Genomic DNA, 20607 nt, shown 5'->3' with positions numbered 1-20607 from the left:
TCCACCGCGCTTACCAGCTATACAGCAGCGAGGCGCTGGTGGTGGTGTCGGTGCGCTCGGTGGCGTCTTCCGGGGGCTGGGAGTTGTGCTTCACTTCATAAGAGAGGCGCAGCGACAGCTTGGCATTGAGCCGAGCAGTCAACGCCGTCAGCGAGCGGGCAGTGGTATTTTCATCCGTGTACTCCACCGACATCTCTTGGGAAATATCCGCGTACTCGGAAAACCGGTAGCGATAGTCCAGAGCGGTATAGGCCACGGGCAGCTGCTGATTGTCTTCGTCTCGCAGGCGATCATTGCGATACCCCGGCCCCGCTTCCAATGAGAGCGTATGTTGCTTATTTTCCAGCAGCTGCCGCCCATAGCCGCCAATCACTGAGAGCTGCTGGTCGTAACCGGCAAAGCGGTCTTTCTCCCAGCGGGCAAAGCCGAAGAGATAGTGTGGCCCGCTAAAATCATAGCGCTCCCGACCGGCCAATAAGTACTGCTCCGCGCTGGTTTCACCCTCCTTGCTGACGTTGCGCACCTCCCCCCGTAGCGAATGAGTCAATTGCCCCGTGAGCCAAGTCAGGCGCGTTTTGCCGATCAGGGTTTGGCTATCGGTGTTGCCTGACAGGTGGGTAAAGCCCAGCTCCGCGTCGCCGCTGAACACGGGCGTGTCCTCTTTAGGTGGTGGTGGGGCATAGAACGGATAGGCCATGGCCCCCGTGGACCACAATGCCGTACCGCTGAAAACCAGAGAACGTAATAGGTGTCGCACGACACTCCTCCTTGAGCGTAGGATCGGTAAGGGGCTGTTATCAAAGCACAGCGAGGTGGCAGCGCAACGACTAACGACCATTAGGCGCTGCGTGCCATAATGACGCGGTCGCGCAGAGTGAGTTCCGTTATGACCGCCCCTCGCCCTAGAACACTGGCCGAATTACAGCGCTGGCGCCGTACCCGTGCCAAGCGCCGCTGGTATAAGCGCAGCTTCCGCCTGCAAGTCATGCTGCTGGTGGGGCTACTGCTGGCGGGCATGCTGCTGGCCCAGGGCACCTATCTCAACCATCGCAAAGCCGAGATCATCACTCACCAAATGGGCGAGCGGGCGCTGGCCGTGGCCAAAACCGTGGCCGGGATGCCGCAGATTGTAAACGCTTTTACCACTGCTGACCCCTCTGCCATCATTCAGCCGCTAGCCGAGCGAGTGCGCCAGGAAACCGGCGCACGCTACGTGGTGGTGGGCAATGCCCAATCGATCCGCTACTCCCACCCCGTGCCCGAGCGCATTGGTCAGCCCATGGTGGGCGGCGATAATGACCAAGCGCTGATCTATGGACAGTCCTATGTCTCTGAAGCCACCGGCACGCTGGGCACCGCCATGCGCGGTAAAACGCCGGTATGGGACGAGGAGGGCAACATCATTGGGGTGGTCTCGGTGGGCTTTATGCTCGACCGCGTCGATATGGATGTGGCCCGCTACACCAGCCTCGGCTGGGCGCTGGTGGCGCTCATGATTGTGCTGGGGTTTGCGGGCGCTTACTGGCTATCGCAGCACCTTAAAAAGATCATCCTAGGCTTAGAGCCTTACGAAATTGCCCGCTTGGCAATGGAGAAAGAGGCCATTCTGCAGTCGATTCACGAAGGCATTCTCGCCGTGAATCGCGATGGTCATATCACCTTGGTGAACCAGCAGGCACGGCGCTTTTTAGAGCTGCCGGATGAGCACGTGCTGCTGGGGCAGCCGATCCGCGAGGTGGTGCCCAATTCGCGGCTGCTGGAAGTCTTGAAGCATGGCGAGCAGGAGTTTGACCAGGAGATGTGGCTAGGAGATCACCCGGTGGTGGTCAACCGGGTGCCGATTCTCCATGAAGGCGAGATAGAGGGCGCCGTGGCCACCTTCCGTAGCCGCCGGGAAATTATCGACCTCTCCCAGGCGCTCACCCAGGCCAGCCGCGATGTGGATATGCTGCGCGCCCAGGCCCACGAGTTCTCCAACAAGCTCTACACCATCTCCGGGCTGTTGCAGCTCCAGCGCATCGACGAAGCGCTGGCGCTGATTCATCAGGAAACCGAGCGCGCCCAGGCGCAAATGAGCTTTTTGATGCGCCACGTAGCGGATGCAGTCCTGAGCGGCACGCTGCTGGGCAAACTCACCCGCGCCCGCGAGCTGGGCGTTGCCCTGGAGATCGACGAGCAGAGCTCGCTCTCCTGCCCACTGACGCCTACCGGCCAAGAGGTGATGATGAGCGTGGTGGGCAACCTGCTGGATAACGCCTGCCACGCCGCGCTCAACGGCCCCCACGGTGACCAGCCCCAGGTGCGGCTGTTTTTCACCGACCTCGGCGAGCAGCTGCTTATCGAAGTAGAAGATAACGGCGCTGGGGTGCCCGCCGAGCATGCCGAATCGATTTTTGCCGACGGGTTTTCCACCAAAACCGGCAAGCATCGGGGGATTGGGCTCGCCCTGGTGGATAGGCTTTGCCGCCAGCACGGGGGCGCGATAACGCTGGAAGAGAGCGAGCTGGGGGGCGCGTGTTTTACGGCCGTGCTGGATCGCTCACTATGCGCCGATCCCGCCACTCAGCCCCCGACCTCATAACGAGTGAAGAGCACACGACGATAATAAGAGGACACCGCATGTCTGCGACGCAATACGGCATTTTGGTCGTCGAAGACGATTTTCGCATCGCCGATATCCACCGCGCCTTTATCGAGCAGAGCGAGGGCTTTTACGTGGTGGGCATGGCACGCAACGGCAGCGAAGCCAAAGCGCTGATGGCTCTGCACGCTGCAGAGATTCAACTGATTTTGCTGGATGCCTACCTGCCGGATGTTGAAGGACTTGAGCTCCTGTGGGCCATTCGCCGCGACTACGTGCATGTGGATATCGTGATGGTCACCGCTGCCAAAGAGGTGGAGACCATTAGTGAGGCGCTGCGTGGCGGGGTGTTTGACTATCTGATCAAACCCATAGAAGCGGCCCGCATGAATCAGATGCTGACCCGCTTTCGCCGCGAGCGTGAAGCGCTGGCGAACCGCGCTGAAATGAGCCAAGACGAGTTGGATCATGTGCTGGCAAGAGTGACGCCTAGCGAGCCCGCACGCACGGGTAGCCGTACGCTGCCCAAGGGCATCGACCGCTTGACGCTTCGCCGGGTCGTGGATGCGCTGGCCGCCGAATCCGAGTCGCTTACCGCGATGCAGGTGGCTCGCACCATGGGCGCCAGCCGCTCGACCGCACGACGCTACCTGGAGTTTTTGGTGGCGGAACAAGCGTTGAGCGCTGAACTCGGGTATGGCGATGTGGGCCGCCCCGAGCGGCGTTATCGGTTGTTGAGCGCCGCCAAAGGGTGGTTGGAAACGTTGTGAGCGCCGCTGTGTGAACAAAATGAACAAAACGCACAAAAAGAACAATTTGTCGTTAATGGTCACAAGCTTGTCGATGGGGATGGCACTCCTCTAACGTTCACGGCGTAACCACACAAAGCTGATCTCCGCGCGCGAAGCGTGATGCAGATTAGCCGTGCTTTTGGTTCATGACTCGGCGCACACAACAAGCCGCGCCCACCAAAACACCGTATGAATAATAACGCCTGAACAATAATGTGGAGAACGCCAATGACTACGCTTTCCTTGAAGCGCATCGCCGTGCTTGCCCTGCCGATGGCTGCCCTGGCCATGACGACCTCTGCCCAAGCGCAAGAGTGGACCCCAAGCCGTTCTATCGAATTTGTTGCCCCGGCGAACCCCGGTGGCGGCTGGGATACGCTGGTGCGCACCATGTCCCGCGTGATTCAACAAGAGTCCTTGGCGGATGAAAGTTTTGCGGCCATCAACGTACCCGGCGGCGGCGGTGCGGTAGCGTGGGCCCAGGTCGCCCGTGATAGCGGCAACCCCCATAAACTGTTTGCCACTAGCCCGCCGATGATCCTGGTACCGCTGGCAGGCGCTTCGCGCTACGACCACACCGATTTCACGCCGATTGCGCGGATCAACACCGACTACTCCATCATCCTGGTCGCTGCAGATTCTGAGTACCAAAACCTGGAAGACCTGTTCGAAGCGCTCAAAGCCAACCCCGGCCTGAGTGTGGGCGGCGGCAGTGCGCCGGGCTCTATGGACCATATCTCGGTGGCGGGCTTGGCCTCGGCGGCGGGAATGGAAGCCTCTGCGGTGAACTACATTCCGTTCTCCGGTGGCGGCGATGCCATGACCAACCTGATGGGTGGCCATATCGAAGCGGTGATCGGCGGAGCCGGTGAAGCCGTGGGCCAACTGGGCGAAGGCAGCCAGCTGCGCGCATTGGGCGTCTCTTCCGAAGAGCGTCTGGGCGGCGGCTTGGCCGACGTGCCGACCTATAAAGAGCAGGGCTTCGATTACACCTTCGATATTTGGCGCGGTGTGATGGGCGCCCCGGACATGCCGGAAGAAGCGGTCGAGTACTACGAGACTTTGTTCGCTGAAATGCTCGAAACCGACGCATGGCGCGAAGCCAGCGACCAGTTGGGCTGGATCGATGCCTACCAGGATAGCGACGCGTTCGGCACCTTCCTGGATGAGCAGCAAGAGCAGTTCAGCAGCGTGCTGACCGACCTGGGCCTGCTGCGCCAGTAAGCGCCAGCGCCCGTTAGAGATACGCCGGCGGCTCTGCGCCGCCGGATGCTTCTATCTGTTACCGCGAGGGCTAACGCAACTGCGTTGGCATCTTCGGAGAAATTCCAATGACTCGATTAAATGTTAACCAGTGGCTAGCGCTCGTACTGGCACTGGTAGCGGCTGCTTATCTGGCCATGGCCTGGCAAATTCCAACGTTTCCTCTGCCGCGTCCGGTGGATTCAGACCTCTTCCCCAAAGTGCTGGGTGTATCGCTGCTGCTACTGGCCGCGCTGCTGTTTTTTGAGAAGCCGAGCGCCATTGCTGGGGCTGATGAAATCGACCATGAGGCCACTAACGGGCCGCTGCTGTTCACTCCCTGGGCGCGTGTCATCGTGACCGCGCTGGCCATTGCCGCCTATGCGTTCCTGCTGGTGCCGCTGGGTTTCGTACTGGCCTCCACGCTACTAAGTGTGGGTTTAACCGCCTATTACGGCTATCGCCGCCATGGCGTCAACCTAGCGGTATCGCTGGGTGTGGTACTGGCCCTTTACCTGACCATGACGCGGGTAATGGATGTTTACCTACCCACCGGCGTACTGCCGTTCTAAGCATGGCGTGCGGATGCACCTATAGCGGGTTTTAACGAGAGACACTCCCATGGATGCCTTAAACAATCTGATGTACGGCTTTGGCATCGCGCTTGAGCCAATCAATATCGCCTACGTATTCGCCGGTGTGTTTGCGGGTACTATTATCGGCATGCTGCCCGGCCTGGGGCCGATCAGCGCGCTGGCCCTGATGATTCCAATCACCTTTGCCATGGAGCCCTCCTCTGGGTTGATTCTGATGGCCGGGGTCTATTACGGCGCTATCTTCGGCGGATCGACGTCGTCCATTCTGCTCAACGCCCCCGGCGTGGCGGGCACGGTAGCGACCTCCTTCGATGGTTACCCGATGGCCAAGCAGGGCATGGCGGGTAAGGCGCTGGCCATTGCCGCCTACGCCTCCTTCATTGGCGGTACGGTCTCGGTGGTCTTTTTGATGCTGGTGGCCCCGCTGCTCTCCAAGGTGGCGGTGAGCTTTGGCCCCGCAGAGTACTTTGCACTGATGGTACTGGGCCTGACGGCGGTGGTGTCGTTGTCAGATAAGTCGCTGGTGAAAGGCCTGATTGCGGCGGTTATTGGCGTGATGATCTCGATTGTGGGGATCGACACGCAAACCGGCACCGAACGCTTTACCTTCAACTCGATTCAACTGCTCGACGGCATCGACTTCCTGGTGGTGGCGCTGGGTATCTTCGCCTTGGCGGAAGTGTTCTACATGCTGCTGCGTGGTGGCGGTGGTAAAGAGGTGCCGCGCAACGTGATTGGCTCGCTGAAGCTGAGCCGCGGTGAAGTGAAGAAAATTGCGGGCCCCATTAGCCGCAGTTCCGTACTGGGCTTCTTTACCGGCGTACTGCCGGGGGCGGGCGCCACCATTGGCTCCTTTCTGGGCTACAGCATGGAGAAGCGCCTGGCGAAAGATGGCGACACCTTTGGTCAGGGCAACATCAAGGGCGTAGCCGCTCCGGAAGCGGCCAACAACGCCGCCTGTACCGGCTCTTTCGTGCCGTTGTTAACTCTGGGTGTGCCGGGCTCTGGTACCACGGCGGTCCTGTTGGGCGCGCTGCTGGTGATGGGTGTGACGCCTGGCCCGATGATGTTGGAGCAGCGTCCGGATGTGTTTTGGGGCGTGATTGCCAGTATGTACATCGGCAACATCTTCCTGCTGGTACTGAACCTGCCGCTGATCCCGCTGATCGCTAAAATCCTCGACCTGCCGCGCCCGCTGCTGCTGTCGATGATTCTGATCTTCTGCATGATCGGCGTTTACGGCATGAGCTTCAGCGTCTTCGACCTGCTGCTGCTGCTGGGCTTTGGTCTGCTGGGCTTGGGCATGCGCCTGTTTGGCTTCCCCACCGCGCCGCTGATCCTTGCGCTGATTCTCGGTAACATCATGGAAGAGTCCATGCGCCGGGCGCTGCAGATCTCCGGTGGCGACTGGACTACCTTTATCGACAAGCCGATTTCGCTGTCGCTCCTGGTCATCGCCGTGCTGTCGCTTGGCCTGCCGCTGCTCAAAAAACGTCGCACGAAAGCCGCTGCTGCTGTGAACTAACACTATTGGCGGACCCCGAAAGCGCCCTCGCGTCTGCGAGGGCGCTTTTTTTATGGTGCACCTTCGCCCGTGGTGCAAAGCGTCGTGGTGGTGCATAACAATCGTGCATGGGCGCCGCCGCGTTGCGTCATCTTGGTGCTAAGTGGTCTGAGCGGTATTTTTTGTACACAGCTAAGTGTTTGATTGTATTTTTAATCGTGGCCTTTGTTCCACATTGGCGCACCCCTTGCAGTGTGTATAGCGACGTGTGAATACGAGTTGTAACTCGCGACCCACGAGTGGACGCACCAAGTGCCCCGTCGCCTCAATAACGACAACGCTTGGTCGCGGTACCCCAAACACGAGCCCCAACCATAAGGGGCGCAAGGAGGTTCAAGTGACCACACTGCAGCGCAAGACACACCCACGCACCCTTAGCCGTTTCGCCACTGCCCTGATCACCGCCGCTGTGATGGGCACCAGCGCGCAAGCGGTGGCCCAAGACGACGACCCGATCAAAGTCGGTATTTTGCACTCGCTCTCTGGCACCATGGCTATCAGTGAATCCACCCTGAAAGACACCGTGGAAATGCTTATTGAGCAGCAGAACGAAGCCGGTGGCTTGCTGGGCCGTCAGCTAGAAGCCGTGGTGGTCGACCCCGCGTCTAACTGGCCGCTGTTTGCCGAGCGCGCCCGCGAGCTGCTGGCCCAGGAAGAAGTGGATGTGATCTTCGGCAACTGGACCTCCGTTTCCCGTAAAGCGGTGCTGCCGGTGGTAGAAGAGCTCAACGGCCTGCTGTTCTACCCGGTGCAGTACGAAGGCGAAGAGTCCTCTGAGAACGTTTTCTACACCGGTGCCGCGCCCAACCAGCAGGCCATCCCTGCCGTTGAGTATTTGATCAACGAAGTCGGTATCGAACGTTTTGCGCTGATCGGCACCGACTACGTCTACCCGCGCACCACCAACCGCATCTTGGAAGCGTTCCTGAAAGATGAGCACGGTGTGGCGGAAGAAGACATCATGGTCAACTACACGCCGTTTGGTCACTCGGACTGGCAGAACATCGTCTCCGAAATCCGCCGCTTTGGTGAAGAGGGCAAGCCTACTGCCGTGATCTCCACCATTAACGGCGACGCCAACGTGCCGTTCTACCGCGAGCTGGCTAACCAGGGCATTGATGCCGCCGACATTCCGGTCATCGCCTTCTCGGTGGGTGAGCAGGAGCTTTCCGGTATCGACACCGCGCCGCTGGTGGGCCACCTAGCCGCCTGGAACTATTTCATGAGCGTTGATACCGACGCCAACTACGACTTTATCGACGCCTGGATTGAGCACACTGGTGACGAGATGTCGGTGACCAACGACCCCATGGAAGCTCACTACATTGGCTTCAACATGTGGGCCGAAGCCGTGCGTAAAGCGGGCACCACCGATGTGGATACGGTGAAAGACGCGATTATCGGCGTGACCGTACCGAACCTCTCCGGCGGTTACGCGGCGATGATGCCTAACCATCACATCACCAAGCCGGTGCTGATTGGTGAAGTTCAGGATAACGGCCAGTTCGATATCGTCTGGCAAACGCCCTCTACCGTGGCCGGTGATGCGTGGTCGGATTACCTGCCGGGCTCCCGTGACCTGATCTCTGATTGGCGCAAGCCCATGGAGTGCGGCAACTTTAACGTTGTGAACGGTTCCTGTGGTGGCAGCACCGCAGCAGAAGAAGCCGAAGCAGCGCTCGCCGAGTAACTTCCGTCCCCTACTGCGCCAGCGCAATGGCGCAGTAGGGGAGCACGCTATCTCCCCCATTTGATCACCAAAGGAAGAACCCCATGAGGCGTTTCCTTTCCTTGGGGCTGCTGTGCTTGATGCTACTCGGCACCGCCGTGTCGGCGCAGGCACAAAGCAGCTCCTCGACCCCCGATGACCAAGCCGCACTCGCGCTTTTGACCGCGCTGGATGTGGACTCCTACCGCGATAAAGGCGAAGCCATTACCACTATTTTGCAAAGCGACGACGAGCGCGCCCGCGACTGGTTGCAGGCGCTGCTGGATGGCCGCCTACAGCGCACCGACGATGGCCGCTTCGTGCTGGTGCTCGAGAACCGTGGCCGTGACTGGCCGGTGGCGGATGCGCTGACCAACGAGCCGCTGGGCGAAATGTCCCGCCGCGACCTGGACCGCATCGGTATCAACAACGCGCTGCGTAACCAGCTGCGCAGCGCCATTGCCGTGGTGGACCTCTACTCGCCTAACGTCGAGCGCCGCCGCACTTCCGCCGACCGCTTGCTGGGCGAAGTGGACGGCGAGCTGGCCGAGACGCTGGAACCGGTGATTGCCGACGCGGAAGATGAGTACGTTCGCACGCGCTTGGCCCAGGCGGTGGCGATTTATCGCGCCGAGCAGGGCGAGATGGCGGGTGTCGAGGCGCTCACCGGCAGCCTTCACCCGCGTGCTCGCGTGGCGTTAGGCCGTGCCGCGAACAGCGACGACCCCATGGTTGCCGAGGCAGCAGCGACGGCGCTGGCAGGCATTGAGCAGCAGCTCAAGATTAACCGGGGCCTGGAGACGCTCTATTTCGGCTTGAGCCTGGGCTCGGTGCTGGTGCTGGCAGCGATTGGCCTGGCGATTACCTTTGGCGTGATGGGCGTGATCAACATGGCCCATGGTGAGCTGATGATGTTAGGCGCCTACACCACCTGGATGATGCAGCAGCTGCTGCCGGGCCAGCCCGGGCTGGCCCTGATTCTGTCTATCCCCGCAGGCTTTATGGTGGCTGCGTTGGTGGGCATTGCCATTGAGCGGGGTGTGATCCAGTTCCTCAAAGGCCGCCCGCTGGAAACCCTATTAGCGACCTTCGGTATCAGCCTGATTCTGCAGCAGTTGGTGCGCACGGTGATTTCTCCGCTCAACCGCACCGTGGTGACGCCGGAGTGGATGAGCGGCTCGCTGGTCATCAACGACGCGCTTTCGCTCACCCTCAACCGTATGTACGTGCTTGGCTTTGCGCTGGTGGTGTTTGCCGCGCTGATGCTGATTATGCGCCGCACCCGCTTAGGGCTAGAAGTGCGTGCCGTGACCCAAAACCGCGCCATGGCGCGCTCCATGGGCATCCGCGCCACCCGCGTGGATATCATGACCTTTGCGCTGGGTTCCGGCGTGGCGGGCTTGGCGGGCGTGGCGCTCTCCCAGCTCACCAACGTAGGCCCCAACCTGGGCCAGAACTACATCATCGACTCGTTCATGGTGGTGGTGTTCGGCGGCGTGGGTAACCTGTGGGGCACGCTGGTGGCAGGGCTCTCGCTGGGGGTGATCAACCAGGTGCTGGAACCCTGGGCGGGCGCGGTGCTGGCCAAGATTATCGTGCTGGTCTTCATCATTCTGTTTATTCAAAAACGCCCGCGTGGACTCTTCCCGCAGAAGGGCCGGGCTGCGGAGGGCTAACCCATGATGACGCAAGCAACATCCAGCCAGTTTTGGTTGACGCGCCCGTTCGGTGAGCGGGCCACTCAGACCTTCCTCGGCGTGCTGTTTGCCGCGCTGCTGCTGGTCACCGTGCTGCATCTGGCGGTGCCCCAGGGGCACCCGCTGCATGTGAACGCTTACACCGTCAACCTGTTCGGTAAGTACCTGAGCTACGCGCTGCTCGCGGTCGCGGTAGATTTAGTATGGGGCTACCTGGGCATCTTGAGCCTGGGCCATGGGGCGTTTTTTGCCATTGGCGGCTACGCCATGGGAATGTACCTGATGCGCCAAATCGGTGACCGTGGCACCTATGGCCACCCGGTACTGCCGGACTTTATGGTGTTTCTGAACTGGGACAGCCTGCCCTGGTACTGGCACGGTTTCGATATGGCCTGGTTCGCCTTTGCCATGGTGCTACTGGCACCGGGGCTGCTGGCGCTGGTGTTCGGCTTTTTAGCCTTCCGCTCACGGGTGACGGGGGTGTATCTCTCGATTATTACCCAGGCGCTCACGTTTGCCTTGATGCTGGCCTTCTTCCGTAACGAGATGGGTTTTGGTGGCAATAACGGCCTGACCGACTTCCGCGAGCTGCTGGGCTTTAACCTGCGTAGCGATGCCACGCGCTTGGGGCTGTTTATTGCCACCGGCGTAGCGCTGGCGCTGGGCTATATCCTCTGCCGGGCAATCGTCACCAGCAAACTGGGCCGGGTATGTGTGGCCACGCGGGACGCCGAAGCGCGCACGCGCTTTATTGGCTACCGCGTCGAGCGCTTCCAGCTGTTTGTGTTTGTGGTCTCGGCCATGCTGGCGGGCCTTGCCGGGGCGCTCTATGTGCCGCAAGTGGGCATTATTAACCCCAGCGAATTCTCGCCGCTGTTCTCGATTGAAATTGTATTGTGGGTCGCGCTGGGCGGCCGGGCCACGCTGTACGGCGCGGTAATCGGCGCGATTTTGGTCAACTACGCCAAAACTATCTTCACCGGCATTATGCCCGACGCCTGGCTATTCGCTCTGGGCGCGCTTTTCGTGCTGGTCACGGTGCTACTGCCGAAAGGTGTAGCGGGGCTGTTAAACCACCTCAAGCGCCGCAAAGAGGATGATCACCCACCCAAGGAGGCCACCGCATGAGCCTATTACAATCGCTAAAAGCGCGGGATCGGGTGTTTGATTTTATGGCCACCGAGGCCTCGCCGGTCGACGTGCGCCACGGGCCGATTCTGTATATGGAAGATGTCACCGTCAGCTTTGATGGCTTCAAGGCGATCAACAACCTGAACCTGACCATCGACGACGGCGAGCTGCGCTGCATTATCGGCCCTAACGGGGCCGGTAAAACCACCATGATGGATATCATCACCGGCAAAACCCGCCCCACCGAAGGCAGCGTGTGGTTCGGCAGCCGCCATAACCTGCTGCAGATGAACGAGCCGGAAATCGCCAGCCTCGGCATTGGCCGCAAGTTCCAGAAGCCCACGGTGTTCGAAGCGCTCAGCGTATTCGAGAATCTGGAATTGGCGATGGCTGCCGACAAGCGCATCTTCCCCACGCTAACCGCCCGCATGACCGGGGAGATTAAAGACCGCATTGACGACGTGCTGGAAACCATCGGCCTGACTGCGCTGCGCTTTCAGCCCGCCGGGATTCTCTCCCACGGCCAAAAACAGTGGCTGGAGATTGGCATGCTGCTGATGCAGCGCCCGCGCCTGCTGCTGGTAGATGAACCAGTGGCAGGGATGACCGAGCAGGAGATGGAGCGCACCGCCGAGCTGCTCACCGGCCTTGCTGGCAAGCAGTCGGTGGTGGTGGTAGAGCACGACATGGGCTTTGTACGCTCGATTGCGCGCAAAGTAACCGTGCTGCACCAGGGCAGCGTGCTGGCCGAAGGCAGCATGGATCAGGTCTCCAACGACCCCAAAGTGGTCGAGGTGTATCTAGGGTCGGATGAAGAGGAGAGCGCCTGATGTTAGCCATTGAAAAGCTCAACCAGTTCTACGGTGAGAGCCATACGCTGTGGGACTTAGACCTAGACGTGCCCGCCGGGCAGTGCACCTGCGTGATGGGCCGCAACGGGGTGGGTAAAACCACCCTGATGAAAGCCATCATGGGAGAAGTCGCGGTGAAAAGCGGCCAGCTGCGCTACCAGGGCGATGGCAGTGAGATCGAACTCACCAAAAAAGCCGTGGAAGCGCGCTCGCGCATGGGCATCGGCTTTGTGCCCCAGGGGCGGCAGATCTTCCCGCTGCTCACGGTGGAGGAGAATTTGCGCACTGGGCTTGCCGCCCGGGGCGACGGGCTGAAAAAAATCCCGGAGCGTATCTACGAGCTGTTTCCGGTGCTCAAAGAGATGAAGCACCGCCGGGGCGGCGACTTATCCGGCGGGCAACAGCAGCAGCTCGCCATCGGCCGCGCGCTGGTGATCGAACCTAAGCTGCTGATTCTTGATGAACCCGGCGAGGGCATTCAGCCCAATATCGTCGCCCAAATCGGCCAGGTGATTCGCCAACTGATCAAAGAGGATGGTTTAACGGTGCTGCTGGTCGAGCAAAAGCTACCCTTCGCCCGCAAATACGCCGACCGCTTCGTGATCATGGATCGCGGCCGCCCAGTCGCCAAAGGCGAGATCAGTGAACTCTCTAATGAGCTGATTAAGCAGCATTTGACGGTTTAAGTTATCCACACCCGGTTTACAGCCGTGGATCGGGTGGTGGTTGCCGCTGTCACTGAGTAATATCGCGTTAAGCGCTAGGTTTTGGCGATGTTACCCACGGAGAACACTATGTTGATGCGCCGTTTTACGCTGTTAACCGCACTGCTTTTGCTGAGCACGCCGCTGATGGCGGCTCATCATGGCAGCGACCACTCGGATGCCATGGAAGGCCACTCCTCTATTGAAGTGGCGCAACCCTGGACCCGTGCAACGCCGCCGGGGGCCGGAGCGGGCAGTGGCTTTGTCACCCTCACCAATCATGGCGATGGCGATGGCGATGACATGCTGCTGGGGGCGACCAGCCCGCTCACCGAGCGTGTCGAGATTCATATTATGGAGATGGACGGCGATGTGATGCGCATGGCACCTCTGCCCGGTGGCATCGAGCTACCGGCGGGCGAGAGCGTGACGCTAGCGCCGGGCGGTTTACACTTGATGTTGATGGAACTGGGCTCACCCATCGTGGAGGGTGAGCCCGTCCCTTTGACGCTGAAATTCCAGCACGCCGAGCCGATGGAGATCGAACTTCAGGTGCTGCCAGTGGGTGCCTCTCCGGAAGGGAGCCACCATGAAGGTAGTCACCATGAAGGTGCCCATGATCATGGGCACGCGGCGCACTAAGTCGGCCTACCGCCCTGTTCGCCTTGGCGAGCGGGGCGGCGTTCCTGAAGTGGCCGCACGATCAGCCAGTCGATGATCAGCATGACGATCAAAGACGCCCCAACGAGCGGAAACAGCACGCCGCCAATGACGAGAAGGGCGATCAGCCCACGAAACACGGGTTTATCGGTGGGCAAGGGCGGCACGCCCATGGCCCCTGATGGGCGACGCTTCCACCACATCACGCCTGCGGCCACGCACATCACGATGATGGCGATGCATACCGCCAGCAGGAAAAGCTGATTGATAAGCCCAAACTCCTGCCCCAAGTGAACGTTAATCCCAAACTCCAGCCAGCGGCCTAGCGGGCCATAGTCGGCGTAGCTCATATCGAGCAGCGGCTCACCGCTATATTGATCAAGGTGAATCACCCGCTGCTGGGTTAAGTCATCGGGATAAATCGAACCGGTATACACCCCGGCAGCCGTGTTGGGCAGATTGACCGTGTAGCCCTGCTGTAGGCCCAGCGCATCTAACCGAGCTACGGCGTTGTTCAACCCAATGCGCGGGGCAGGCACGGCAGGCTGTATGGATTCAGGCACGCGCGCCTGCTCCAGCGACCAGCTGGTGCTGCCTTGGTCGCTTAAATAGGCGTTGGACATCGGTACGTCCACCCGAACGCCAGCCGGGTAGCCAAAGTTATTGCCGTTGGCCCACTCGTTTACCTGTGCGCCCCAAACGCCCGACCACGGCATGCCGGTAAGGGCCAAAAACACAATGAACCCACCAATAAAGATACCCAGCACCGCGTGCAGGTCGCGCCAGAACACTCGGCTTTTGGGTTTGCCACGCACGCTCACCACGCCGCCCCTACCGTTGCGCGGCCACCAGAGATAAATGCCGGTGGCGACCAACAAAATCGACCAGCCCGCAGCAATCTCAATCAGCTTGCGCGGGGTTTGCCCGAAGAACTTGAAGCTATGCAGGTAGCGAACGGTCCACATCACCGTTCCCCGGTCATCCAGAGCGCCCAGCACTTCCGCCGTATAGGGATTGACGTACACGGCCAGCCGTTCGCCAGTTAGTGAGTTAACGGTTACTTCCGCTGAGCTTCCCGGGGTGGCGGGCGAGGTGTATTTCACCGCCGTGCCGGGGTAATCCCGCAGCGCCGAACTCACGAGTGAGGCGGCAGGCTGTGTGGCTTGCTGAACTTCCACGCGCTTGAGATCTGAATGAATGAGCGCATCCAGCTCGTCATCGAATAAATACAGCGCCCCGGTCAGCGAGAGCGCGATTAAAAAAGGCAGGACTAATAGGCCTGCATAAAAATGCCAGCGCCAAACGGCGCGATACAGATCAAGCGACGCTTTGCGCGTTGTCTGTGTGGAACTCATTGTCGTCATGCACACGCTCCAAGCGCTCAAAGCACCGTGTTGTCCGCACGTAGCGGCGCTAACACGGCGTTCAAGACGCGATATTTATTTGCCAGCCAAGCCCGTTTTTAGCTGGCCAGTTAGGTAAACCCTTTGAGTTAAATGACCTTTAACGTGGGCGGAGCGCGAGGATAGGCGTGGGGGTAGGCTTGTACCGCAGCAGCGCGCTGGGCAAAGGCCTCTGGCAGCGGCGTACGTGTGATAAAGGCCACACTGCCAATGGCGGGTAAATGATGGGGAGCGGTAGGCGTTTTTTGCCATATACCGCAATAGTCACACGGGTGATACCAGTGATGCAGCGGGTCATCGTGATGAGATGACGGACCCGCCGATGTGCCATGCGACGCGGCATCATATCCGTGTGCATGTTCTGAAGAGTGGTCTAACGCCTGCCATTGAGACTGCAATTGCGAGAACAGCGGCCCAGCAAAGAGCAGGTAGATCGCCACGAACGCTAAATAGAGCGCTGTGCGATACCAAAAAGAGTTGGCTGAGCGGAAAGATCGCATCTCAAACTACGCTTTGTGAGCTGCCTGAATGACGGCTAAGCAGTTTACAGCGTCATACCGATGCAAAGTACCCGATGCCTGCGATTAACGCTGTGGTGTATTGCCGCGAAAGAGGGTGCTGCATCCGCACTTATTTGGTGCGTTTGAAGGTATTTTTGCTCGTTTATGGTGCTTTTTGCCCTGATTGAACAGCATAAAGAGAGCCGCTTCAGGCTATAAAAGCGTTTTGGCGCTGCCTGAATCGCACTTTCACCATTTTGGCGCACTCCTTGCATTTGTAAGGTAATGATTTATCCACAAGGAAGCGACAGCGCCCCATGATGTTGAGCGAACTCGCCCCACCCGCTGCTGGTTCCGGTCACCGCTTTGATGCCGAGCGCCGTTGGGCCGCCTCGCTGGCTCTGCGTTTTGCCAACCGCGATGGCGTGACTCGGTTAGTGCAAGCGCGTCACCAAGGGCCGTTACGGGTACAGCGCCCCTTCTACCCAGAAGGCCGCCAGGAAGCGTGCCACGTTTACGTATTGCACCCGCCTGGCGGGCTCGTGAGCGGTGATGCGCTGACCATCCGTGCTCATATCGAGCGCGAAGCCCATGCGCTGCTCACCACACCCGCCGCCAATAAGCTCTACAAAGCCGACAGCCAAGGCGTGGCCTGGACACAGCACACCGAGCTGACGGTAGAGGAGGGCGGCACCTTAGAGTGGCTGCCCCAGGAAACCATCGCGTTTAATGGTTCAAAGGGCACTCAACGCACCCATATTGCGCTGCAGGGCAATGCTCGCTGCCTAGGCTGGGAAGTGATGGCACTCGGCCGCCCGGCCAGTGATCTGCCCTATGTCACGGGGCGCATCGAACAGCACTTTCGCTTAACCCTGGATGGCAAGCCGCTATGGCTTGAACGCCAGCCGCTGGACCCCGCACACCCACGCTTTGCGGGCCGCTGGGGGCAGGGCGGCGCCACGGTGCAGGCCACGCTCTGGGCGGTGGGTATTGACGATGCCGCTGCGGCTATTGAAGCACTGCGCGAAGCGCTGCCGGATAACCCCCGCTGGGCGGTAACCGTGCGCCACGGCGTACTGCTGATGCGCTATCTAGGCACTTCTCGTAACGAAGCCTGGGCGCTGTGTGAGCAGGCCTGGCACCTGCTACGGCCGCGCTGGATCGAGCGCGAAGCGCATACGCCGCGCATTTGGCTAACTTAATTGGCAACACGCTGATAACGCTGGAGACACTCCATGGAACTGACCCCACGAGACAAAGACAAGCTGATGCTGTTTACCGCCGCCCAGCTTGCCGAGCGCCGCAAAGCGCGTGGTTTAAAACTGAACTACCCCGAAGCGGTAGCGCTGATCAGCTTTGAGATTATGGAAGGCGCGCGAGATGGCCGCAGCGTGGCGGATTTAATGAGCTACGGCCGCGAAATCCTCACCCGAGACGACGTGATGGAAGGCGTGGCGGAGATGGTCGATGAAGTACAGGTGGAAGCCACCTTCCCAGATGGCACCAAGCTGGTCACCGTTCACACGCCGATCAACTAATCATCCACCGTTAGGAGAGCGCCATGATTCCAGGACAGTATCAGTTACAAGAGGGTGATATCGAGCTGTGCGCGGGTCGCGAGCGTATCACCGTGGAGGTGGCCAACACCGGCGACCGGCCCATTCAGCTTGGCTCCCACTACCACTTTGCTGAAGCCAACCCCGCGCTGGTGTTTGACCGCGATAAAACCCGTGGCTACCGCCTGGACGTCGCCGCCGGCACCGCCATCCGCTTCGAACCCGGCCAAACCCGCGAAGTCACGCTGATTCCGTTTGTCGGCAAGCGGGAAATCTATGGCTTCCGTGGCGATGTGATGGGGCCGCTCGATTAGCCAACGGATTAATAAAGAACAACCGACGGTAGGGCGGGCATCGGCTGGGTGACTGTCTGCGCCATGGATGGCGCAGTCAAGCGTACAAGGACGTATTCACAGCGTGTCACACAGACGATGGCCGCCCAGCACTGGACTCAACGCTTGAGGCAGAGGCAAATATGAAACCGGTAAACAAGATCAGTCGGCAAGCCTACGCCGATATGTACGGCCCCACCGTAGGCGACCGCGTGCGCCTGGGTGACACCGAGCTATGGATCCAAGTCGAAAAAGACGCCACCCACTACGGTGAAGAAGTAAAGTTCGGCGGCGGCAAAGTTATCCGCGATGGCATGGGCCAAAGTCAGCGCCAGGACGCCTCGGTGATGGACACCGTGATCACCAACGCGCTGATTTTAGACTGGTGGGGCATCGTCAAAGCCGATGTAGGGCTGCAAAACGGCCGCATCGCCGCCATCGGCAAAGCAGGCAACCCCGATACCCAGCCTGATGTGGAAATCGTGATTGGCCCCGGCACCGAAGTGATTGCGGGCGAAGGCAAAATCCTCACCGCAGGCGGCATCGACGCCCACATCCACTTCATCTGCCCCCAGCAGGTGGAAGAAGCGCTGATGAGCGGTGTTACCACCATGCTGGGCGGCGGCACCGGCCCCGCTACCGGTTCCAACGCCACCACCTGCACCCCCGGCGAGTGGCACATTGGCAAAATGCTTCAAGCGGTAGATGACCTGCCCATGAACATCGGCCTGCTCGGCAAAGGCAACGCCAGCCTGCCGGAAGGGCTCGAAGCGCAGTTGGAAGCCGGTGCCATGGGCCTCAAGCTGCATGAAGACTGGGGCACCACCCCCGCCTCGATTGATACCTGCTTAAGCGTGGCGGAAAAGTACGATGTGCAGATCGCCATTCACACCGATACGCTTAACGAATCCGGCTTCGTGGAAGACACCCTAGCGGCGTTTAAAGAGCGCGGCATTCACACCTACCACACCGAAGGCGCAGGCGGTGGCCACGCCCCGGATATCCTCACTGCCTGCTCCAAAGAGTACGTGCTGCCGTCCTCCACCAACCCCACGCGGCCCTACACGGTGAACACCATCGATGAGCATCTCGACATGCTCATGGTCTGCCACCATCTGGACCCCAATATCCCCGAAGATGTCGCCTTTGCGGATTCACGCATTCGCCGCGAAACCATCGCCGCCGAGGATATCCTCCACGACCTGGGCGTGATCTCGATGATCGCCTCCGACTCCCAGGCCATGGGCCGCGTGGGTGAAGTGGTCTGCCGCACCTGGCAAACCGCCCATAAGATGAAAGTGCAGCGCGGCCTGTTGCCGGAAGATGAAGCGTTAGGGGCCGACAACCTGCGCGCCAAGCGCTATATCGCCAAATACACCATCAACCCCGCCATTACCCACGGCATTGCCCATGAAGTCGGCTCGATTGAAGTCGGTAAGCTGGCGGATTTGGTGCTGTGGAAGCCTGCTTTCTTTGGCGTCAAACCCGCGCTGATTCTGAAAGGCGGCATGATTGCCGGTGCGCCGATGGGCGACCCCAACGCCTCCATCCCCACGCCGCAGCCTGTGCATTACCGCCCCATGTTCGGCACCTTTGGCCGCGCCGCCAGCCAGACCCGGCTCAACTTTGTCAGCCAAGCGGCGATTGACGCAGGCATCAAAGAGCGCCTTGGCTTACAAAGCACGCTTTCCGCCTGTAAAAACGTGCGCGGCGTGCGTAAAAAAGATATGAAGCTCAACGACGCCTGCCCAGAACTCACCGTCGACCCGCAAACCTACGAAGTGCGCTGCGACGGCGAACTGCTCACCTGCGAACCCGCGACCGAGCTACCGCTGGCGCAGCGGTATCACTTGTTTTGAATGTAGGGTATACCCCACGTGACATGAGAGCCGGGAGCAGCCCGTAGAGAGGGTCTTTTGCCATGGATGGCAAAAGTAGCGTACAGGGGTGTATTCACAGCGCCCTCTCGTAGGGCTGCTCCCGGCGAGCCTCAAAGGCTATACCAGGACGATATCGATGCTGAAACTGATTGAACGCCTCGGCCCCATAGATGAGGGCACCGCCAGCGACACGCTGACACTGCCCTTTGAGCTACGCATTCGCGGCCGCTTAAAAGCTGAGAGCGACAGCGGCCAGCCTCTTGGGCTGTTTCTGGATCGCGGCCCCGTGCTGCGCGATGGCGAAGGCCTGAAAGCCGAAAACGGCGAGATCGTGCGCATTTGCGCCGCGATCGAACCCGTGGTGACCGCGCGAGTGAGTACTGGCTTACCGCTGGCACGGCTTGCTTACCACCTCGGCAACCGCCATGTGCAGCTGGCGCTGGGTGAAGACGAGCAGGGCGGCTGGGTACGCTTCCCACCCGACCATGTCCTCGAAGAGCTGGCCGAGCTGCTGGGTGCCACGCTTGAGCACCATAACGCCACCTTCGACCCCGAGCCGGGCGCTTACAACCAAGTGGGCGGTGGGCATTCGCACAGCCATTCTCACGGTCATGGCCACGCTCATTCCCACGACCACGACCACGACCACGACCACGACCACGACCACGACCACGCGCATGAGCACCACCATGCCCACTGAACAGCCCTCAGACCTCGCCCTGCTAGGTCTGATGCAGCTCGTCAGCCCCGCGCTGCCCATTGGTGCCTTCGCCTTTTCCCAAGGGCTGGAGAGCGCTTTTGAACTGGGCTGGGTGAGTGATGAGTCAAGCCTGTCTCATTGGCTATCCGGCGTGCTGGAAGATGGCATAAGCTGCTGTGAGCTGCCGCTGATTGAGCGGCTATATCGCGCTTTCGAGCACCAAGATGGCACTGCGGTGGCCGAGTGGGACGACTGGCTGGCCGCCACCCGTGAAACTGCGGAATTGGCCGCTGAAGACAGCCGCCTGGGCGCCTCGCTGAAGCGGCTACTGGGCAGTCTCGACCTATTACCAAAAAATGCAGGGCTGCCTAGTGAAGACTCACTCACGCCCTTGCTACCGGTGCAGGCTGGCTATGTGACCCTGTTTGCCTGGGCGGCTTACCAGCGCGGCATCCCCGTGCGCCAAGCGCAGCTCGGCTTTGGCTGGGCGTGGCTGGAAAACCAGCTCGCGGTAGCCTGTAAAGCGCTGCCGCTGGGCCACACCGCTGCCCAGCGCATTATCGAGCAGTTACGTGGCGAGCTGGTGAATGCCGTCGAGAAGGCCCAGCGGCTAAACGATGACGAGCTTGGCCCCGCGCTGCCCGGCGTGGCGCTGGCCAGCGCCCTACACGAAACCCAATATTCCCGCTTGTTTAGAAGCTAACGAGCGTT

Annotated in this window: 20 protein-coding genes; 17 read left to right on the top strand and 3 right to left on the bottom strand. The window is 60.2% G+C overall.

What is annotated here, in order from left to right; genetic code table 11:
- Window positions 1-10 precede the first annotated feature (10 nt).
- On the bottom strand, window positions 11-697 hold the full coding sequence (locus AB6K10_RS02300) for a DUF481 domain-containing protein (RefSeq protein ID WP_339119589.1): 687 nt from the start codon (window positions 695-697) through the stop codon (window positions 11-13).
- Between the two features lie 189 nt (window positions 698-886).
- On the opposite strand from AB6K10_RS02300, the gene AB6K10_RS02295 reads away from it, so the two are divergent.
- The 11 genes from AB6K10_RS02295 to AB6K10_RS02245 all read left to right on the top strand — a co-directional run bounded on the left by AB6K10_RS02295 (window position 887) and on the right by AB6K10_RS02245 (window position 13507).
- Entirely contained in the window at window positions 887-2581 is a 1695-nt protein-coding gene (locus AB6K10_RS02295; protein WP_339117914.1) for a sensor histidine kinase, read from the top strand.
- A gap of 38 nt (window positions 2582-2619) precedes the next feature.
- A complete protein-coding gene (locus AB6K10_RS02290; RefSeq protein ID WP_253018529.1) occupies window positions 2620-3351 on the top strand; it encodes a response regulator in 732 nt (243 codons plus the stop codon).
- 249 nt (window positions 3352-3600) lie between these two features.
- A complete protein-coding gene (locus tag AB6K10_RS02285; RefSeq protein WP_339117913.1) occupies window positions 3601-4596 on the top strand; it encodes a tripartite tricarboxylate transporter substrate binding protein in 996 nt (331 codons plus the stop codon).
- 107 nt (window positions 4597-4703) lie between these two features.
- The gene (locus tag AB6K10_RS02280) at window positions 4704-5186 is read left to right on the top strand and encodes a tripartite tricarboxylate transporter TctB family protein (protein WP_159343471.1); all 483 of its coding nucleotides are present in this window, start codon (window positions 4704-4706) and stop codon (window positions 5184-5186) included.
- Window positions 5187-5235: 49 nt separating this feature from the next.
- The gene (locus AB6K10_RS02275) at window positions 5236-6735 is read left to right on the top strand and encodes a tripartite tricarboxylate transporter permease (RefSeq protein WP_253018525.1); all 1500 of its coding nucleotides are present in this window, start codon (window positions 5236-5238) and stop codon (window positions 6733-6735) included.
- A 376-nt stretch (window positions 6736-7111) separates the two neighbouring features.
- A complete protein-coding gene (gene urtA, locus AB6K10_RS02270; protein WP_339117912.1) occupies window positions 7112-8464 on the top strand; it encodes an urea ABC transporter substrate-binding protein in 1353 nt (450 codons plus the stop codon).
- A gap of 83 nt (window positions 8465-8547) precedes the next feature.
- A complete protein-coding gene (urtB, locus tag AB6K10_RS02265) occupies window positions 8548-10158 on the top strand; it encodes an urea ABC transporter permease subunit UrtB (RefSeq protein ID WP_339117911.1) in 1611 nt (536 codons plus the stop codon).
- A 3-nt stretch (window positions 10159-10161) separates the two neighbouring features.
- Window positions 10162-11307: an urea ABC transporter permease subunit UrtC gene (gene urtC / locus AB6K10_RS02260; protein WP_339117910.1), complete on the top strand. Its 1146-nt coding sequence runs from the start codon at window positions 10162-10164 to the stop codon at window positions 11305-11307.
- Window positions 11304-12140, top strand: coding sequence for an urea ABC transporter ATP-binding protein UrtD (gene urtD / locus AB6K10_RS02255; protein WP_159343467.1), 837 nt, complete (start codon window positions 11304-11306; stop codon window positions 12138-12140). The genes urtC and urtD overlap by 4 nt, the downstream gene beginning before the upstream one ends.
- Window positions 12140-12847, top strand: coding sequence for an urea ABC transporter ATP-binding subunit UrtE (gene urtE, locus AB6K10_RS02250; protein WP_188639728.1), 708 nt, complete (start codon window positions 12140-12142; stop codon window positions 12845-12847). Before urtD ends, urtE begins: the two co-directional genes overlap by 1 nt.
- Before the next feature lie 108 nt (window positions 12848-12955).
- Entirely contained in the window at window positions 12956-13507 is a 552-nt protein-coding gene (locus AB6K10_RS02245) for a copper chaperone PCu(A)C (protein WP_339117909.1), read from the top strand.
- Here AB6K10_RS02245 and AB6K10_RS02240 read toward each other — a convergent pair.
- Together AB6K10_RS02240 and AB6K10_RS02235 are read right to left on the bottom strand one after the other, a co-directional pair.
- Window positions 13504-14889: a PepSY domain-containing protein gene (locus AB6K10_RS02240; RefSeq protein WP_339117908.1), complete on the bottom strand. Its 1386-nt coding sequence runs from the start codon at window positions 14887-14889 to the stop codon at window positions 13504-13506. The two genes, AB6K10_RS02245 and AB6K10_RS02240, sit on opposite strands and share 4 nt — an antisense overlap.
- A 128-nt stretch (window positions 14890-15017) precedes the next feature.
- Window positions 15018-15428: a DUF2946 domain-containing protein gene (locus tag AB6K10_RS02235; RefSeq protein WP_339117907.1), complete on the bottom strand. Its 411-nt coding sequence runs from the start codon at window positions 15426-15428 to the stop codon at window positions 15018-15020.
- 317 nt (window positions 15429-15745) lie between these two features.
- Here AB6K10_RS02235 and AB6K10_RS02230 point away from each other — a divergent pair, with 317 nt between their 5' ends.
- From AB6K10_RS02230 to AB6K10_RS02205, 6 genes are all read left to right on the top strand, one after another.
- Window positions 15746-16630: an urease accessory protein UreD gene (locus AB6K10_RS02230; RefSeq protein ID WP_339117906.1), complete on the top strand. Its 885-nt coding sequence runs from the start codon at window positions 15746-15748 to the stop codon at window positions 16628-16630.
- A 33-nt stretch (window positions 16631-16663) separates the two neighbouring features.
- Window positions 16664-16966 (top strand): urease subunit gamma, encoded by a 303-nt coding sequence (gene ureA / locus AB6K10_RS02225; protein ID WP_016915359.1) that lies wholly within the window; start codon window positions 16664-16666, stop codon window positions 16964-16966.
- Between the two features lie 23 nt (window positions 16967-16989).
- The gene (locus AB6K10_RS02220; RefSeq protein WP_089674735.1) at window positions 16990-17298 is read left to right on the top strand and encodes an urease subunit beta; all 309 of its coding nucleotides are present in this window, start codon (window positions 16990-16992) and stop codon (window positions 17296-17298) included.
- A gap of 161 nt (window positions 17299-17459) precedes the next feature.
- Complete coding sequence (gene ureC / locus AB6K10_RS02215; protein WP_213262662.1) at window positions 17460-19175, top strand: urease subunit alpha; 1716 nt, start codon at window positions 17460-17462, stop codon at window positions 19173-19175.
- A gap of 157 nt (window positions 19176-19332) precedes the next feature.
- Window positions 19333-19896: an urease accessory protein UreE gene (ureE, locus tag AB6K10_RS02210; protein WP_339117905.1), complete on the top strand. Its 564-nt coding sequence runs from the start codon at window positions 19333-19335 to the stop codon at window positions 19894-19896.
- Window positions 19886-20599 (top strand): urease accessory protein UreF, encoded by a 714-nt coding sequence (locus tag AB6K10_RS02205; RefSeq protein ID WP_339117904.1) that lies wholly within the window; start codon window positions 19886-19888, stop codon window positions 20597-20599. The genes ureE and AB6K10_RS02205 overlap by 11 nt, the downstream gene beginning before the upstream one ends.
- The last annotated feature ends 8 nt before the right edge of the window (window positions 20600-20607 follow it).

Origin of the sequence: Halomonas sp. BMC6 (assembly GCF_964204995.1) — a bacterium.
In the GTDB taxonomy this organism is placed as follows: Bacteria; Pseudomonadota; Gammaproteobacteria; order Pseudomonadales; family Halomonadaceae; genus Vreelandella.
Note: the sequence above shows the minus strand (reverse complement) of the source record. Positions and strands in the feature narration are given on the sequence as shown.

Excerpts from the sequence above, each read along its gene's own strand:
- AB6K10_RS02300 (WP_339119589.1), bottom strand. The coding sequence starts at position 697 with ATGGCCTATCCGTTCTATGCCCCACCACCACCTAAAGAGGACACGCCC.
- AB6K10_RS02295 (WP_339117914.1), top strand. The coding sequence starts at position 887 with ATGACCGCCCCTCGCCCTAGAACACTGGCCGAATTACAGCGCTGGCGC.
- AB6K10_RS02290 (WP_253018529.1), top strand. The coding sequence starts at position 2,620 with ATGTCTGCGACGCAATACGGCATTTTGGTCGTCGAAGACGATTTTCGC.
- AB6K10_RS02285 (WP_339117913.1), top strand. The coding sequence starts at position 3,601 with ATGACTACGCTTTCCTTGAAGCGCATCGCCGTGCTTGCCCTGCCGATG.
- AB6K10_RS02280 (WP_159343471.1), top strand. The coding sequence starts at position 4,704 with ATGACTCGATTAAATGTTAACCAGTGGCTAGCGCTCGTACTGGCACTG.
- AB6K10_RS02275 (WP_253018525.1), top strand. The coding sequence starts at position 5,236 with ATGGATGCCTTAAACAATCTGATGTACGGCTTTGGCATCGCGCTTGAG.
- urtB (WP_339117911.1), top strand. The coding sequence starts at position 8,548 with ATGAGGCGTTTCCTTTCCTTGGGGCTGCTGTGCTTGATGCTACTCGGC.
- urtC (WP_339117910.1), top strand. The coding sequence starts at position 10,162 with ATGATGACGCAAGCAACATCCAGCCAGTTTTGGTTGACGCGCCCGTTC.
- urtD (WP_159343467.1), top strand. The coding sequence starts at position 11,304 with ATGAGCCTATTACAATCGCTAAAAGCGCGGGATCGGGTGTTTGATTTT.
- urtE (WP_188639728.1), top strand. The coding sequence starts at position 12,140 with ATGTTAGCCATTGAAAAGCTCAACCAGTTCTACGGTGAGAGCCATACG.
- AB6K10_RS02245 (WP_339117909.1), top strand. The coding sequence starts at position 12,956 with ATGTTGATGCGCCGTTTTACGCTGTTAACCGCACTGCTTTTGCTGAGC.
- AB6K10_RS02240 (WP_339117908.1), bottom strand. The coding sequence starts at position 14,889 with ATGACGACAATGAGTTCCACACAGACAACGCGCAAAGCGTCGCTTGAT.
- AB6K10_RS02235 (WP_339117907.1), bottom strand. The coding sequence starts at position 15,428 with ATGCGATCTTTCCGCTCAGCCAACTCTTTTTGGTATCGCACAGCGCTC.
- AB6K10_RS02230 (WP_339117906.1), top strand. The coding sequence starts at position 15,746 with ATGATGTTGAGCGAACTCGCCCCACCCGCTGCTGGTTCCGGTCACCGC.
- ureA (WP_016915359.1), top strand. The coding sequence starts at position 16,664 with ATGGAACTGACCCCACGAGACAAAGACAAGCTGATGCTGTTTACCGCC.
- AB6K10_RS02220 (WP_089674735.1), top strand. The coding sequence starts at position 16,990 with ATGATTCCAGGACAGTATCAGTTACAAGAGGGTGATATCGAGCTGTGC.
- ureC (WP_213262662.1), top strand. The coding sequence starts at position 17,460 with ATGAAACCGGTAAACAAGATCAGTCGGCAAGCCTACGCCGATATGTAC.
- ureE (WP_339117905.1), top strand. The coding sequence starts at position 19,333 with ATGCTGAAACTGATTGAACGCCTCGGCCCCATAGATGAGGGCACCGCC.
- AB6K10_RS02205 (WP_339117904.1), top strand. The coding sequence starts at position 19,886 with ATGCCCACTGAACAGCCCTCAGACCTCGCCCTGCTAGGTCTGATGCAG.